Annotated in this window: 11 protein-coding genes; 9 read left to right on the top strand and 2 right to left on the bottom strand. The window is 77.1% G+C overall.

Annotated elements, in window-relative coordinates:
- Genes IE219_RS18565 through IE219_RS18520 form a run of 9 tightly spaced genes read left to right on the top strand, consistent with a single transcriptional unit; the run spans nucleotide 1 to nucleotide 13,449 of the window.
- Entirely contained in the window at nucleotides 1–1,479 is a 1,479-nt protein-coding gene (locus IE219_RS18565) for a phosphotransferase (RefSeq protein ID WP_189978772.1), read from the top strand.
- 1 nt (nucleotide 1,480) lies between these two features.
- Nucleotides 1,481–3,601, top strand: a complete 2,121-nt coding sequence (locus IE219_RS18560) for a glycosyltransferase (RefSeq protein ID WP_229849849.1) — start codon at nucleotides 1,481–1,483, stop codon at nucleotides 3,599–3,601.
- Nucleotides 3,594–4,733, top strand: a complete 1,140-nt coding sequence (locus tag IE219_RS18555) for a sugar phosphate nucleotidyltransferase (RefSeq protein WP_189978770.1) — start codon at nucleotides 3,594–3,596, stop codon at nucleotides 4,731–4,733. Before IE219_RS18560 ends, IE219_RS18555 begins: the two co-directional genes overlap by 8 nt.
- A gap of 9 nt (nucleotides 4,734–4,742) precedes the next feature.
- Nucleotides 4,743–7,853: an HAD hydrolase family protein gene (locus IE219_RS32440; protein WP_308434026.1), complete on the top strand. Its 3,111-nt coding sequence runs from the start codon at nucleotides 4,743–4,745 to the stop codon at nucleotides 7,851–7,853.
- Nucleotides 7,846–9,906: a 4-alpha-glucanotransferase gene (gene malQ, locus IE219_RS18540; protein ID WP_189978769.1), complete on the top strand. Its 2,061-nt coding sequence runs from the start codon at nucleotides 7,846–7,848 to the stop codon at nucleotides 9,904–9,906. Before IE219_RS32440 ends, malQ begins: the two co-directional genes overlap by 8 nt.
- Nucleotides 9,899–11,104 (top strand): sedoheptulose 7-phosphate cyclase, encoded by a 1,206-nt coding sequence (locus IE219_RS18535; RefSeq protein ID WP_189978767.1) that lies wholly within the window; start codon nucleotides 9,899–9,901, stop codon nucleotides 11,102–11,104. The genes malQ and IE219_RS18535 overlap by 8 nt, the downstream gene beginning before the upstream one ends.
- On the top strand, nucleotides 11,101–11,484 hold the full coding sequence (locus tag IE219_RS18530) for a cupin domain-containing protein (RefSeq protein ID WP_189978765.1): 384 nt from the start codon (nucleotides 11,101–11,103) through the stop codon (nucleotides 11,482–11,484). Before IE219_RS18535 ends, IE219_RS18530 begins: the two co-directional genes overlap by 4 nt.
- On the top strand, nucleotides 11,465–12,511 hold the full coding sequence (locus IE219_RS18525) for an ROK family protein (protein WP_189978763.1): 1,047 nt from the start codon (nucleotides 11,465–11,467) through the stop codon (nucleotides 12,509–12,511). The genes IE219_RS18530 and IE219_RS18525 overlap by 20 nt, the downstream gene beginning before the upstream one ends.
- Entirely contained in the window at nucleotides 12,511–13,449 is a 939-nt protein-coding gene (locus tag IE219_RS18520; protein WP_189978761.1) for an SDR family oxidoreductase, read from the top strand. The genes IE219_RS18525 and IE219_RS18520 overlap by 1 nt, the downstream gene beginning before the upstream one ends.
- A 23-nt stretch (nucleotides 13,450–13,472) precedes the next feature.
- Here the strand turns inward: IE219_RS18520 and IE219_RS18515 are convergent, their stop codons facing one another.
- Both IE219_RS18515 and IE219_RS18510 read right to left on the bottom strand, forming a co-directional pair.
- The gene (locus tag IE219_RS18515) at nucleotides 13,473–14,126 is read right to left on the bottom strand and encodes an adenosylcobinamide amidohydrolase (RefSeq protein WP_189978760.1); all 654 of its coding nucleotides are present in this window, start codon (nucleotides 14,124–14,126) and stop codon (nucleotides 13,473–13,475) included.
- A gap of 39 nt (nucleotides 14,127–14,165) precedes the next feature.
- A complete protein-coding gene (locus tag IE219_RS18510; protein ID WP_229849848.1) occupies nucleotides 14,166–15,473 on the bottom strand; it encodes a threonine/serine exporter family protein in 1,308 nt (435 codons plus the stop codon).
- Between the last annotated feature and the right edge of the window lie 36 nt (nucleotides 15,474–15,509).

Here is a 15,509-nt window from a genome sequence, read left to right as displayed (position 1 = left end):
GTGACCAGCGACACCCACCTGAGCGCGCTCCTGCGCGGCGCCGCCTGGCTGCCCGAGGACGGCCGCCGGGCCGACCGCCACGAGGTGGCCGACGAGGCCGCCCTCGGCGGCGGGCTGCGGCTCCTGCTCACCACCGCCGTCGGCGGCCCCGCGCACGGCCGGCGCTTCCTCGTCCCGGTCCGGACCGACGCCGCCGGGCGGACCGCCGAGGCCCCGGGCACCGAGGAGTTCGACCGCGCCTGCGTCCGGCTCGCCGCGGCCGGCGCCACCCTGCCCACCGCGCGCGGCGGACACGTCGCCTTCCGCGGCTCGGGCCCCGCCCCCCGGACCGTCCGGGTCCTCCCCTTCGAGCGCGGCTGGTCCTCGAACTCGCTCTCCCGCGTCGACCTCGACGGCCGGCCCCACCTGCACAAGACCTACCGCGCGCCGGACCCCGGCATCCGGGAGCCGGAGCTGCTGCGCCTGATGGACGGCGGCGGCCACACGCCCGGCTGGTTCGGCGACTACGCCTACGTCCCGCCCGGCGGCGGCCCGCCCCTGCCGCTCGGGGTGGTGTACGCGTACGCCCCCGGCACCGGCATCGACGCCCCGCTGCGCGCGAACCTGCGCGCCCTGTGGCCGAGGACCGCCGCGCCGGACCCGGCCGGGCCGCCCGGTGAGGCGGTCCGCGCCCATCTCGCGCCGCTCGCCGGAACGCTCACCGCCGCCCGGGACTTCCTCGGCTCCTTCCACCGCGAACTGCGGCTCCGGCTCGGCGGGGACGCGCCGCTCCCCGCCTACCCGGCGGGCCGGGCGCTCGACGCCGCCGAGGCGCGGATCGCCGCCCTGGCCGAGCGCGCCCGGGACGAGGCCGTACTGCCCCGGCCGGTGCTCGACGCCGCCTTCCGCGCGCTCGCCGGGGAGGCCGCCCTGCTGCGGGACGCCCTCGCGGCCGGCCCCTGGCACGCCCCGGCCGGGCCCTGCCACGGCGACCTGCACCTGTCGCACCTGCTCACCGACCCGCCCCGGGTCATCGACGTCTCCACCCCCGCGACCGGCCCCGGCGAGCCCGGCTGGGACGAGCAGTCGCCGCTGGAGGACCTGGTGGCGCTCGGCCGGGCCCTGGAGTACTTCTCCGCCGACGAGGCCGCCGACCACGCGGCCCGGCTCCTGGGCACCGACTCCACCCGCACCATGCTCGCCGCGCTCGACGGCGGCGCCACCCTGCCGCCCGCCGAACGGGCCCCGCTGCTGAGGGTGTTCGCGGCGGCGGACGCCTGGCGGCAGCACGTCGCCGAACTGCTCCTCGGGCCCGCCGGGGCGGTGTCCGGGCACGGCGGCGAGGAACTGCGGCGGCTGCTGCGCCTGCGCCGGCTGCTGCACGAGCTCGACTACAACTTCGCGCACGCCCGGCCGTACCACGCGGCCATCGACCTGCGCCACGCCCTGGCCCTCGGCCACCCCTCCCCCTCCGCCCGCACTCTCACCACGAGGACCTGACGTGAGCGACGCGACCGACGGACCGCTGCACATCATCGAGACGTACTTCGAATGCTGCGGCTTCGACCACACCTTCCTCCAGGGCGGCACCTCGGTGTACCTCTGGAACCTCTCGCGCGCCTTCGCCCGCAAGGGGCACCGGGTCTCCATCGTGACCCCGGCGCACGGCCGCCTCGACGACCTGCGCCGCCGGCACGCCGTCGAGGACCTGCCCTACGAGGACGCCTACACCCTGCCGCTGGTCCTCGACCCCGAGGTGTGGCGGGACTTCCCCGCCGAGGTGCCGGTGGAGCTGCGCACCACCGCGCACCGGATCCGGCTGGAGGGGGTCGACCTCTACTTCCTCTCCAACGCCTACCTGGACCGGCTGCCCGACACCTTCTACCCGCCGTACGCGGCGAAGGGCACCGACCTGACCTTCTTCAAGCCGCTGGTCTTCCAGGTGGACAGCGTCCGCTTCCTGCGCGGCTGGTTCGGCGGCGAGAAGGCGGTCGTCCACGCCCACGAGCCGTACTACCACTACCTGCTGCCGCCCGCGCTCGCCGCCGACCCGCTCAAGAGCGTGGTGACGACCGTGCAGAGCAACATGCCGATCACCAAGAAGGTGTACGGCCCCGAGGTCCGCCGGCTCCTCGCCCTGCTGGGCGCGCCGCGGCCGGCCCCGGAGGCCCCGGCGCCGCCGGCCGGGGTGCGCGAGGCGCAGCGCCAGTACCAGACCCGGACCCACCTGCACTACGAGTACCCGGAGGACCACCTCACGGTCTACGGCCTGGTCGCCGACCACGCCGACCGGATCGACTTCCTCTGCACGGGCCAGCGGGACTTCGCCAACGGCTTCGGGGGCACCCCCTTCGAGGAGCTGTTCGCCGCGCTGCCGGTCGCGGACACCGTGCGGCGCAACGCGCACAAGCAGTTCGTCGGCGGCTGCGCCCTCTCCGACTCCTGGCTGGCGGGCGACCCGGACGCGGTGGACCGGGCCGAGGTCCTCTCCGGCCTCGGCCTGGACCCGGCGCTGCCCACCTTCTTCCACAACGCCCGCTACGCGGTGCACCACAAGGGGCAGGTCGAACTCTTCCGCGCGGTGGACCGGGTCCTGTCCGAGGGGCTGGCGGCCAACTTCGTGCTGCGCTGCATCTCCGGCACCGGCATCGACGACCCCTACGTTCACGAGGTCGTCGCCCGGCACCCGGGCCGCGTCCACCTGGAGTGGGAACGGGTCGGCGAGGAAAGGGTGTTCGCCCTCGCCTCCGCCGCCGACTTCTGCGTCTTCCCGTCCAAGTTCGAGATGGACACCTTCCTCATCGCGCAGGGCGAGGCGATGGCCTGCGGGGCGGTGCCGATCGCCACCGCCCAGTGGGGCACGGCGCACTTCCGGCACGCCGAGGAGGGCGAGCGGCGGACCGGCTTCGCCGTCAACCGCTCCTTCGCCGAGGACGACGCGCTGCTCGCCGACGCGCTCGCCGACCGGCTGCGGCAGGCCGTCCGGCTCTACCGGGAGGAGCCCGGGGAGTACCGGGAACTGTCCGCGCGGGCCCGGGAGGTGGCCCGCTCCTTCACCTGGGACCGCTGCGCCGAACTGCACCTGGAGGTCTTCCGGGAGCTGTGGCGCGGGACCGGGCCGGAGCCGCCGGTGGCCGCGGCCCTGCGGCACGGCTGGTTCGGGCTGCTGCCGGACGCGGTGTGGAAGGAGCGGCCGGAGGAGGTCCTCGCGGCGGCCGTCGCCGTCGGCGACCTGGACGCCGTCGACCGGCTCGGGCCGCTCACCGACCCGCTGGCGCTGCGGCTCTTCGACGCGGCCTGGGAGCGGGCCGACTTCGCGGTCTGCGCGGAGGTCGCCGCGCGCCGGCCCGGCGCGGTCCCGGCGGAGCGGACCGCCGCGCTGCGGGGCCGCCTGGCACCCGGCGGGGCGGGGCTGGTCTACCGCCTCGGCCACGCCGAGCGGGTCGAACTGGTCGAGCCGGGGCCCCGGGAGGAGGGCGGCCGGGGCGAGGCCCGGGTGACCGAATGGACCCGCACCGGCCCCGGCGCGTTCACCGGCGCCGCGCCGGAGGGCTCCGGCGCGCGGCTGCTGCTGACCCTGTCGGACGGGCGGACCGCGTGGGACGGGGTGCGGCATGGCTGACCCCACCCCCGGGTACGGCGCCGAGGCCGGCGTGCGGACCGTGCTGCTGGCCGGCGGGCGGGGCGAGCGGATGGGCCGGCTCGGCGCCGGACGCCTCAAGCCCCTCGTGCCGTACGGCGGTTCGTGCCGTCTGATCGACTTCAGCCTGGCCAACGCCCGCGACTCGGACCTGGGCGAGGTGCTGCTGCTCTCGCAGTACGAGGAGCGGCTCCTCATGGACGACCTGCACACCGTCTGGAACGGCGGCCCGTCCGGCTTCCGCGTCCACTTCGGCCCGTACGACGCCGCCTACCGGGCGGCCGGGCGGCGGGTCCCGGAGGAACTCCCCGAGCGGGACCGGCCGCTGGAGCGGGGCACCGCCGACGCGCTGATCCGCAAGGCCGACCACGTCTTCGGGCCGCGCACCCGGCACGTGGCGGTGCTGCACGCCGACCACGTCTACCGCTTCGACTACCGGCCGCTGATCCGGCGGCACATCGAGGAGCGGGCCGCGCTGACCGTCGCGTACCAGCGGATCGACCCCCGGTACGTGCACCTCTTCGGGATGGTCGGCTTCGACCGGGAGGGGCGGCTCACCGAGTTCACGGAGAAGCCCGAACACCCCACCTCCGACCTGGTGTTCGCCGCCTTCTGCGTCTTCGACGCGGCCGTCCTGCACCGCCATCTGGAGGCGCTGGACGGGACCGGGTGGCGGCACGACATCAGCCGGGACGTCATCCCCGCCATGCTCGCGGCCGGGGAGCGGATCATCGGGCACCGGGTGGAGGGCCACTGGGAGGACATCGGCACGGTGGAGCGCTACCACCGCGCCCACCTGGCGATGACCCGGCCGGACGCGACGCTGCCGGTGACCGCGCTGCCCCGGATCCTGGCGCCCGGCGTCTCGCGCGGCCTGGTCGACCGGGCGCCGGGGGTCCACCGCTCGGTGGTGCCGCTGGGCCTGGCCAACGGCGGCCTGGTCGAGGAGAGCGTCGTCTTCCCCGGCGCGCGGATCGGGGCGGGGGCCCGGGTGCGGCGCAGCGTGGTGCTGCCCGGCGCGGTGGTGCCCGACGGCGCCGACGTCGACTCCGCCGTCGTCCTGGAGGACGGCTTCGTCCAGCACATCGAACCGCTGCCGTCCGCGGCGCGCTGAGGGGGCCTCGTGCACATCGTCAACTTCGCCTACGAGTGCGGGGGCTTCGACCCCCGGCTGATGCGCGGCGGCCTGTCGCCGCTGGTGTGGAACCTGTCGCGGGAGTACGCGGCGCTCGGGCACCGGGTGTCGGTCGTGACGCCCGCCCACGGGCACCTGGACCGGCTGCGGGCCGCCCACCGGATCGAGGACACCGGCTACCGGGTCACGCACGCGGTGCCGCTGGTCCTCGACCCGAAGACCTGGCCGGACCGGCCGGCCGAACTGTCGCTGGAGCTGACCACCGGCGCCCACCTGCTGCGCCTGGAGGGGGTGGACGTCTACTTCCTGTCCGACGCCCACCTGGACCTGCTGCCGGACCGCCTCTATCCGCCGCCGGACTCCGAGGGCCGGGAGCTGTCCTTCTTCAAGCCGCTGGTCTTCCAGGTCGCCGGGCTGCGCTTCCTGCGCGACCGGCTCGGCGCCGGGCACGGCGGGGAGGCCGAGCCGGCGATCGTGCACGGCTTCGAGCCCTCGTACCACCACCTGGTGCCGCTGGTGCTGCGGGACGACCCGCGCTGGCGGTGCGTCAGCACGGTCGCGGCCAACGCGCCCGTCACGCAGCAGGTGTACCGGCCGCAGACCGAGGCGGTGCTGCGGCTGTTCGGGGTCGATCCGCGGCGGATCGGCGCCGGGAGCGGGGAGCCGTACGCGCTGGACGCGTGGGAGGAGCCGGCGCCGCCGGAGGACTCCCCGACGGCGGCGATGGTCCGGGCGCTGGCCGCGACCCGGCTGCACACCGAGTCCGGCCCCGACCACGTCTCGCTCTTCCCCCAACTCCTCGCCCACGCCGACCTGGTGGACTTCGTGTCGGCCGGGCAGCGCGAGCACCACAGCACCTTCGAGGGCACGCCGATGGAGCGGTACGTGTCCGGTCTGCCGGTCGCCCGGCTGCTGCGGGAGCGGGCGGACCGGCTCGTCGACGGCGGCTGCGGGGTGTCCGACGGCTGGCTGGCGCGGGACCCGGCGGCGGTCGACCGGGACGCGGTGCTGCGCGGCATGGGCCTGGACCCGGCGCGCCCGGTCTTCTACCACGCGGCCCGGTACGCGGTGCACCACAAGGGCCAGTTGGAGCTGATGCGGGCGGTCGAGGAGGTGCTGGCGGAGGGGATCGACGCGAGTTTCGTGCTGCGCTGCGCGACCGGCGCGGCCGGCACGGTCCCGGACGCCCCGGCCAACGCCTCCTTCCAGCGGATCGCGGACGCCCACCCGGACCGGGTGCGGCTGGAGTGGTCGCTGGTCGGCGAGGACGAGCTGTTCGCCGAGGCGGCGTGCGCGGACTTCTGCGTCTACCCGTCCAAGTTCGAGCTGGACGGCTTCCTGATCGCCCAGGGCGAGGCGATGGCCTGCGGCGCGGTGCCCATCGGGACGGCCCAGCGGACCACCGCCCACTTCGGGCACGCGCTGGCGCACGACCACCCGGACGCGACCGGTTTCGCGGTGCGCGGCTCCTTCCGGGACGACGACCGGGAGCTGGCCGGGCTGCTGGCGGACCGGCTGCGGGAGGCGGCCCGGATGTTCCGGGAGGAGCCCGGGGCGTACCGGCGGCTGTCCCGGAACGCGGTCCGCACGGCGCGCGGCTTCACCTGGGAGGAGAGCGCCCGGCGCCGCCTGGACGCCTTCCGGGGGCTGCTCGACGGGACGCCGCGCCGGCTGCCCGCCGAGGACGCCGTGCGGTACGGCTGGTTCGGACTGCTGGACCCGGCGGAGCGGGAGGCGCACCGGGAAGCCGTGCTGCGGCGGGCCCTGGAGCTGGGCGACGCCGACGCCTACGGGTCGTGCGCGGAGCTGGACGGGGCGGCGTACGAGGCGCTGTTCGCGGGGGCGTACCGGCGGGCCGACTTCGAGCGCTGCGCCGTCCTGGCCGGGGCTGCGGGGCGGGCGGACCTGATGGCGCCGGTGCGGCACCGCTGCCGGGTCGCCCCGGCCGGTCCGGGGGCCGTGCGGGCGGTGGAGTACCGCCATCCGGGCCTGGTCGCGGTGGACGTCGTCGTGGACGGCGTCGCGCCGGACCCGGCGGAGGCCGGGGAGGCGCCGCTGGAGTCGGCCGCCGAGGCGGCCCGCTCCGACGAGCCGGTGCCCGTCGCGGGCCGCACCCGGCTGTCCGGGCTGCGCCGGGACGCCGACGGCGTCTTCCGGGGCGCGGTGCCGGTGGCGGGGGTGCGCGGCGGCCTGGTGCTGCGGCTGACCCTGGAGGACGGCCGGACCGCCTGGGACCACGTGCCGGTGCCAAAGGCGCCGCCGTACCGGGTGGTGGCGACGGATCTCGACGGCACCCTGCTGCGCGCGGACCTGACGGTCTCGGCGCGGACCCGGCGGGCGCTGGAGCTGGTGGCGGCGTCGGGCGCCGCGCACCTGGTGGTGACGGGCCGTCCGGCGGCGGCGTGCCGGCGGCTGCTGGACTCGCTGGGCTACACCGGGCTCGCGGTGTGCGGGCAGGGGGCGCAGCTGTACGACGCGGGCGCGGACCGACTGCTGTCGGCCGAGCGGCTGGACCGGGGACTGGCCCGGTCGGTGGTGGCGCGGGTCGAGGAGCTGCTCGGGCCGCTGGAGCTGGGGGTGGTGACCTCGCCGCCGGAGAGCCGGTTCAAGGTGACGCCCGGGTTCGGCGAGCGGGTGCGGCACGGCTGGGACGTGACCGCCGACCGGGCGCTGCTGTGGGACGCGCCGATCGACAAGCTGGTGCTGCACCACCGGACGGTCGGGGACGACGCGCTCGCCGAGGCGGCCCAGCGGCTCTGCGGCGCCGAGGTGACGGTGGTGCACTCGGTGGCGGGGATGGTGGAGGTGCTGCCCCGGGGGATCACGAAGGGCACCGGGGTGGCGCGGGCGCTGGAGCGGCTGGGCCGCACCGGGGCGCAGACGGTGGCCTTCGGCGACATGCCCAACGACCTCCCGATGCTGGAACTGGCCGGGCACGGGGTGGCGGTGGCGGGCGCGCACCCGGCGCTGCGGGCGGTCGCGGACGAGATCGCGCCCGGTCACGAGGAGGACGGGGTGGCGGAGGTGCTGGAGCGCCTCTTCGGCACGCCGGTGGTGCCGTTCGCGCCGCCGCGCCGGACGGGGGGCTCCGGTGAGTGATCCGCTGCTCGCGCTCGCGGAGGCGTACGGGGTGGCGGCCTCCTACCGGACCGACCGGGGCCGGGAGGTGGCGGTCCCCCGCGACACGCTGGTCGCGGTCCTCGCCGCCTGCGGGGTGGACGGCTCCACGCCGGCCGCCGCCGGGGCCGCGCTGGCCGCCCGCCGGGCCTCGCTCGCCGGGCGGCTGGTGCCGCCGTGCGTGGTGGTGGACGGTCCGCGCGGGCCGCTGCCCCGGCTGCCCCGGGGCGCCCGCGCGGAGGTGCTGTGCGCCGACGGGCGGCGGCGGGGCCTGGCGGACGGGCCGCTGCCGGCCGGCACGCACGCGCTGGCGGTGGAGGCCGGCGGGCGGCGGGAGACGGCGGTGCTGCTGGTCGCGCCGGAGCCGCCCGCGCCCGCCCCGTACTCCTGGGGGCTCCTGGTCCAGCTGTACTTCCTGCTGTCCCGCCGCTCCTGGGGCATGGGCGACCTGGGCGACCTGGCCGGGCTGGCCTCCTGGGCGGGGCGGCTGGGCGCCGACTTCGTGCAGCTGGGACCGCTGCACGCGATGGAGCCGGGGCGGCTGCCCGACCCCTCGCCGTACCGGCCGAGCAGCCGCCGCTTCCCCGATCCGATGCACGTGCGGGTCGGGGACGTACCGGAGCACGCGGGTCTCGCGGACGGGCCGCTGGCCCTGGTCCGGCGGCTGGCCGGCCGCGCCGAGGCGCTCAACGCCGCCGTCCTGGAGGGGCGGGCGCTGATCCGGCGGGAGGAGGTGCGGGCGCTGAAGCTGCGGGCGCTGCGCGAGGTGTACGAGGTGCCGCGCACCCCGGAGCGGGAGGCCGCGTTCGCCGCCCACACCGCCCGGGAGGGCGCGGACCTCACCGACTTCGCCACCTGGTGCGCGCTGGCCGAGGTGCACGGTCCGGCGTGGCGGTCCTGGCCGGCCGGGCTGCGCGATCCGCGCTCGGCGGAGGTCGCCCGCGCCCGGCGGACGCTGGCCGACCGGGTCGGCTTCCACCGCTGGCTCGCCTGGATCACCGACGAGCAGCTGGCCGGCGCCCAGCGGGCCGCCGAGGAGGCGGGCATGCGGATCGGCCTGGTGCACGACCTGGCGGTCGGGGTGGCCCCGGAGGGGGCGGACGCCTGGGCGCTGCGGCACTGCCTCGCCGAGGGCATGTCGGTGGGCGCGCCGCCGGACGACTTCAATCCGGCGGGGCAGGACTGGAACCAGCCGCCGTGGCGGCCGGACGCGCTGGCCGCCGAGGGGTACCGGCCGTTCGCGGCGCTGCTGCGAGCCGGGCTGCGGCACGCGGGGGCGCTCCGCGTCGACCACGTGATGGGCCTGTTCCGGCTCTGGTGGGTGCCCGAGGGCCGCCCGCCGTCGGAGGGGACCTACGTGCGCTACGACGGGGCGGCGATGCTGGCCGTCCTCGCGGCGGAGGCCGCCGCCGCCGGGGCGCTGGTGATCGGCGAGGACCTGGGCACGGTCGAGGCGGGCGTCCGCGAGGCGCTGGCCGGGCGGGGCGTGCTGGGGACGGCCGTGCAGCGCTTCGAGTACGAGGGCGGTTCCGAGGGCCGGCTCGGCCCGCTGCCGCCGGAGAAGTGGCGGGAGCACTGCCTGGCCACCCTCACCACCCACGACCTGCCGAGCACGGCCGCCTGGCTCGGCGGGGAGCACGTCGAACTCCGCGACCGGCTGGGGCTGCTGACCCGGCCGGTGGCGCAGGAGCGGGCGGAGGCGGCGCGCGAGCGGGACGGCTGGCTGGCCGAGCTGACCCGGCTCGGGCTGCTGCCGGACCCGGCGGGCGAGACCGCCGCCCTCTACGCGTACCTGGGCCGGACCCCGGCCCGCATGATCGGGGTCTGGCTGCCGGACCTGACGGGGGACCTGCGCCCGCAGAACCTGCCGGGCACGGCGGGTCCGCACCCCAACTGGTGTCTGCCGGTCGCCGACGGGGAGGGACGGCCCGTCCCCCTGGAGGAGCTGACCGGGGCACCGCTCGCCCATCACCTGGCCGAGGCGTTCGCCGGTCGGCCGGAAGCACACCGAGACATCGAGGAGAGGCATGCCTAGCCGGGTTCTTGCTGACGGGGAACGCCTGCCGGGCGTCCGGGAGGACGCCGACGGTTTCAGTCTGCTCGCGCCGGACGGCACCGCGTACCGGGCGGAGCTGATCTCCGGGGTGCTCTCCCCGGAGAATCCCGCGCTGGCGCGGGCGATCGGCGGACGGCGGGTGGTGGCCTTCACCGGGCCGACCGTCGGCGGTCTGTACGGGGAGGCGCTGCGGCACTATCTGGAGGCGCGGCTCGCGCCGGGCACGTGGACGCTGCACACGGTGCCGACCGGGGAGCGGAACAAGACGCTGGCGGCGGCCGAGCGGGTCTGCGCGCTGGCCAAGGCCGACGGGCTCGACCGGCACGGGGTGATGCTGGCCCTCGGCGGCGGGATCGTCGCGGACGTGGTCGGCTTCGCGGCGTCGATGTACGCGCGGGGCGTCCGGCACGTCCGGATCAACACCACGCTGGTCGGCCAGGTGGATGTGGGCGTGGGGGTGAAGACGGGGGTGAACGCGCTGCGCACGAAGAACATGTTCGGCGCCTACCACCCCTCGCACGCCTCGCTGAGCGATCCCGCCTTCCTGGCCACGCTGCCGGTGCGGGAGGTCCGCTGCGGTCTGGCCGAGATCGTGAAGATGGCGGTGATCCTGGACGAGGGGCTGTTCGCGACCCTGGAGCGGTATCCGGACGCCTTCCGGTCCGGCGGGGTGCCGACGCCGCCCGAGGTGGAGACGTACGTGCTGCGCACCTCGATGCGGCTGATGATGGAGGAGCTCTGCCCGAACCTGCGGGAGAAGGAGCTGGCCCGTCTGGTGGACTTCGGGCACACCTTCAGCCCGGTGATCGAGACGGCCGGCGACCACCGGCTCGAACACGGCGAGGCGGTCTCCGTCGACATGGCGCTGTCGGCCTGTCTGGCGCTGCGGCTGGGGCTGCTCGACGAGGCGTCGTGCGAGCGGATCGTCGCCCTCCTGGCCCGGATCGGGCTGCCGGTCCTCGACGCGGCGACCTGTGTGCCGGAGCTGATGACCCGGGCCCTGGAGGAGTCGTGGGAGCGGCGGGGCCGGCGGCTGCACCTGGTGGTGCCGGCGGCGGTGGGCAAGGCGGTCTTCGTGGACGAGCTGGCGGACGTGCCGGCCGGGGTGCTGCGGGACGCGCTGGCCGACCTGGCGCGGCGCGCGGAGCGGCTCGGCGCCGAGGGGGTGCGGGGATGAGCGGCGGTGCGCGGCCGGTGGTGAACCTGGCGGAGCTGTTCGTCCCGAAGGAGCGCGACCACGGCGGTCGGGGCACGATCCTCGCCCATCGGATCCTGGCCCGGGGCGACGGGAGCCCGGGGGCGTCCTTCATCGACCTGGCGGTGCTGCCGCCGGGCACGTCCATCGGCCGGCACCGGCACGGCCGGGACCGGGAGACGTACGTGGTGCTGAGCGGCAGCGGCGTGATGCACCGGGACGGGGCCGAGTTCCGGGTGTCGGCCGGGGACGTGGTGGTGAACGAGCCGTACGGCGAGCACGGTCTGAGCAACGACTCCGGGGCCGACCTGGCGCTGCTCGTCTTCGAGGAGGAGGTGCCCGATGGGGCTGCCGGGGCGTGACGGCGGTCCGGCGCGGGCCGGGCGGCGGATCACCGTGATGGACGTCGGGGGGACGACGCTGCGCGTCGGCACCTTCGACGCCGGGGCGGGCGGCCTGCTGCCCGGGGTGCGGCGCACCCCGGTGGACGGCCTGGCCCGCTTCCCGGGCGAGCCGGTGGAGGCGCTCCAGCGGCGGGTGGTGGAGCAGATCGCGCGCGAGGCCGGCCGGCCCGGGGTCGCGGGGGCGGACGGGCTGTGCGTCGCCTTCGCCGGTCCGGTGGACCGGGACGGGGCGGTGCGGGGCGCGCCGACGGTGTGGGGCGGGGGCGGCGGGGTGCTGCCGCTGCGGGAGCTGCTGGCGGCCCGGCTGCCGGTGCCGGTGCTCGTCGTCAACGACCTGACGGCGGCGGCCTGGCGGTACGGGGCGGCGTCCCCGGAGCCGTTCTGCCTGCTGACGATCAGTTCGGGCATCGGGAACAAGGTGTTCCGGGGCGGCGAGGTGCTCCTCGACGACGAGGGGCACGGCGGGGAGCTGGGTCACTGGACCTACGACCGGTCGCCGGACGCGCCGCGGTGCGACTGCGGCGGGCGGGGCCATCTGGGGGCGCTCGCCTCGGGGCGGGGGGTGCTGGCCGCCGTGCGGCGGGCCGCGCTGGCCGATCCGGCCGGGTACGCGCGCTCGGCGCTGGGCGGTCTGCCGGAGCCGGGCAATCCGGCGATCGCGGCGGCGGTCCGGGCCGGGGACCCGTTCGCCACGGAGGTGCTGCGGGGCACGCTGGTGCCGCTGGCGGCGGCGATCGGCGGGGTGTTCGCCTCGATCGGGATCCGCCGGTACGTGCTGATGGGCGGCTTCGCCCTGGCGGTCGGCGAGCGGTACCGGGAACTGCTGGCGGCGGAGCTGGTCCGGCAGGGCTGCTTCGGCCTGACGGACGCGGAGGCCGGGGCGATGGTGGTGCTCGGCGCGGACGACGACGACCACGGGCTGATCGGCGCGGGTCTGCTGATGGACCGCCGGCTGGGCGCGGCGGCGCGGGAGGTGGCGGTCTGATGGGGGCGCGGACGGCGGCGGGCGGGCCGGTGCTGGTGGTCGGGAGCGGTTTCGTCGGCACGGAGACCGCCCGGCGGCTGGCCGGGGAGGGCCGGGCGGTGACGCTGGCCTCGCGCGGCCGGCCGGCGAGCCCGCCGGAGGCGTACGGGGCGGGGTGGACGGCCCTGGACGCCACCGATCCGGCGGCCTGCGCGCGGGTGGTGGCGGAGGTCCGGCCGCGTGCGGTGGTCCTGGTGCACGGGCCGTCGGACGTGACCTGGTGCGAGGCGCATCCGGTGGAGGCGGCGCGGGCGCACGCGGCGGCGACGGCGTCGTTCGCCGCGCTGCCGGGGCTGGACCGGCTGGTGATGATCTCGACGGACAACGTCTTCGACGGGGTCGCTCCGGTGTGCGTGGAGGAGAGTCCGACGGCTCCGGCGAACGCGTACGGGGCGGCGAAGCTGCGGGCGGAGGAGCTGCTGCTCGCCCGCGCGGTGTCCCCGGCGACGGTGCTGCGGGTCAGTCTGGTGTACGGCCACGAGCCGGCGGACGCCGGGAAGTGGCTGAACTTCTTCGCGTCCTGCGCGCACCGGCTGCTGCGGGGCGAGCCGGTGGAGGCCCCGGACGATCAGTGGACGACGCCGGTCCCGGTGGCCGATGTGGCGGCGGTGACCGCGCTGCTGCTGCGGCCGGGCGCGGCGGTGCCGGAGCTGCTGCACCTGGGGGGTCCCGAGCGGGTCTCCCGGGCCGGGTGGGCGCGGGAGATCGCGCGGGCCCTGGGCGTCCCGGAGGAGCTGGTGCGGCCGGTGCCCCGGGCCTCGGGCCGGTACGCCTCCCGGCCGGAGAACACCTGTCTGGCGAGTACGCGGCTGGGCGCGATGCCGGGGATGGAGGCGGTGGCGCTCCGGGGGGTCGCGGCGGCGGCCCGGGAGCTGGCCGGGGCGTTCGGCCGGGGCTGAGCGCGGGCCGTCGGCGCCCCCGGTCAGCGCAGGGCGGCGCCGACGGCCCGGTGGACGGCGCGGGCGAGCCGGGCGCCCCAGAGGGAGCGGGGGCCGGCGAAGGCGTCGGCGGGGCCGCCGGGCCGGGGGGCGCGGGCGAGGACGCAGACGGCGTCGGTGGGGGTGCCCGAGCAGTCGTGGCCGGCGTCGAGGAGGGCCTGGACCTTGGCCTCGGTGGCGGTGGCGACGGCGTTGACGAGGGCCGCGTCGGTGAGCGGCGCGGGGACGGTGACGACGATGTTGATGGTGCCGGGCGGCGGGGGCGCGGGGAGCGCGGGTCCGGGGGCGGCGGCCCAGCCCCGTACCTCGATCCCGGCGGTGGCGACGGCGGTGACGCCGCCGTCGGTGCCGGTGCCGGGTCGGGCGACCTCGGCCGCGGTCATCAGGCCGACGCCGGGCCCGTCGAGTCCGGCGGCGGCGGCGAGGTCGGCGAGGTGCCGCTCGGGGTCGGTGCGGGTGTAGCCGTGGGCGACCTGGGCGTTGACGACCCAGTGGCGGGGGCCGATGCCGCCGCCGAGGACGGCGCTGCTGGCGGCGCGCCAGCCGGGTCCGGTCCGCCAGAGCAGGGCGCCGAGCCGCAGCCCGTCCTCGTCGCGTTCCAGCAGCAGCGGCGGGGACGGTTCCACCAGGACGGTCACGGGCGGCTGCTCCTCGTTCGGCGGTGCGTCCCGGTGATCCTACGGGGCGGCCCGCGGCGGCCTGTGCTCCGGTACGGCGGCGGCGCCGAGGACCAGGCCGACCGCGATGGCGGTGACGACGAGGACGAGTTCGAGCAGGTCGGTGAAGCCGTCGACGACGTGGCCGCCGGCCAGGGTGGTCAGTCCGCGCATGCCGAGCGAGCCGACGGTGAGGGTGAAGAAGCCGGGCAGGACGAGGATCAGCCGGGGCGGCCGGTCCGGTCCCCGGGACAGCAGCGTCGCGGCGGCGGCGAGGACCGCCGCCGCGACGAAGGTGCCGCCGGTCTCCCCGATCAGCTTGGTGGCCGCCGACTGCACGCCGACCGTCAGGTAGACGAGGGCGAGCAGCGGGAGGAGGAAGCGGCGGGGGATGGCGAAGGCGAGGACGGTCCCGGCGGTGAAGACCGTCCAGGAGGCGAAAAAAAGCCACCGGGGCAGGTCGGCCTCGGCCGCCGTGTCGAAGAGGGCGCCGGTGGGGGTGCCGGTGACGTAGGCCCCGAGGAGGACGCCGACGCAGAGCTGGACCAGCAGGAAGACCGCGTACACCAGCCGGACCGCGCCGGTGGTGAGGAGTCCGGCGCCGAGTTCGGCGGCGGCGGCGCTGAGGTAGTCGCCGGGGACGAAGAAGAACAGCGCGGGCAGCATCAGGAGCACCGGTCCGCCGCGCGCCGGGTCGTCGGCGAGGAGGGCGAGGGTGACGACGGAGACCGTCACCGAGGCGACCAGGGGCAGGACCAGGGCGAGCCGGGGGCGGCGGTCGGCGGCGACCGCGAGGGCGGCGGTGAGCGTGGCGAGGAGGGCGGTGGCGGCCAGCTCGTAGCGGGTGGGCTGCATCAGCGGGGCGAAGCCCAGCGAGAAGAGCACGATCCCCGCCATCTTCAGCCACCACGGGTACGGGGCGGGGGCCGCCTCGATCCGGTCGAGGCGGGCGTTGGCCTCCGCGGCCCCGGCCCGGCCCGCGCACACGTCGGCGACGAGGGGTTTCAGGGCGGCGATCCGGTCGAGCCGGGCCACCTCGGGGACGGCGTGCACGAGGACGGTCCGGGTCCGCCCGTCCGGCAGGGCGACGGAGAGGGTGGCGGTGTCCATCACGAGGAGGAGCTCCACGTCGGCGCCCAGGGCGCGGCCGGCCGCCATGACCTCGCGCGCGATCAGTTCGGCGCCCTCGCCGGAGGTCCGCAGCAGCAGTCCGGTCAGCCGGGCCAGGAACCCGCAGACGGCGTCGTCCCCGCCGGTTCCCGGTCCCCCGGGCTCCTCCCGCTCCTCCCGCTCCTCCGGTCCCCCGGGTTCCCCCACGGGTCGTGCCACGGCCGCCTCCTCGGGAGCAGGGTGACGAGCGCCCAG

The organism is Streptomyces termitum, assembly GCF_014650175.1.
Taxonomy (GTDB): Bacteria; Actinomycetota; Actinomycetes; order Streptomycetales; family Streptomycetaceae; genus Streptomyces; species Streptomyces termitum.
The sequence above is the reverse complement of the archived record's forward strand: the minus strand, read 5'-3'. Positions and strand labels throughout refer to the sequence as shown.

What these genes read in the sequence shown, in the direction of transcription:
- IE219_RS18555 (WP_189978770.1), top strand. Translation starts at nt 3,594, where the DNA reads ATGGCTGACCCCACCCCCGGGTACGGCGCCGAGGCCGGCGTGCGGACC.
- IE219_RS18535 (WP_189978767.1), top strand. Translation starts at nt 9,899, where the DNA reads ATGCCTAGCCGGGTTCTTGCTGACGGGGAACGCCTGCCGGGCGTCCGG.
- IE219_RS18530 (WP_189978765.1), top strand. Translation starts at nt 11,101, where the DNA reads ATGAGCGGCGGTGCGCGGCCGGTGGTGAACCTGGCGGAGCTGTTCGTC.
- IE219_RS18525 (WP_189978763.1), top strand. Translation starts at nt 11,465, where the DNA reads ATGGGGCTGCCGGGGCGTGACGGCGGTCCGGCGCGGGCCGGGCGGCGG.
- IE219_RS18520 (WP_189978761.1), top strand. Translation starts at nt 12,511, where the DNA reads ATGGGGGCGCGGACGGCGGCGGGCGGGCCGGTGCTGGTGGTCGGGAGC.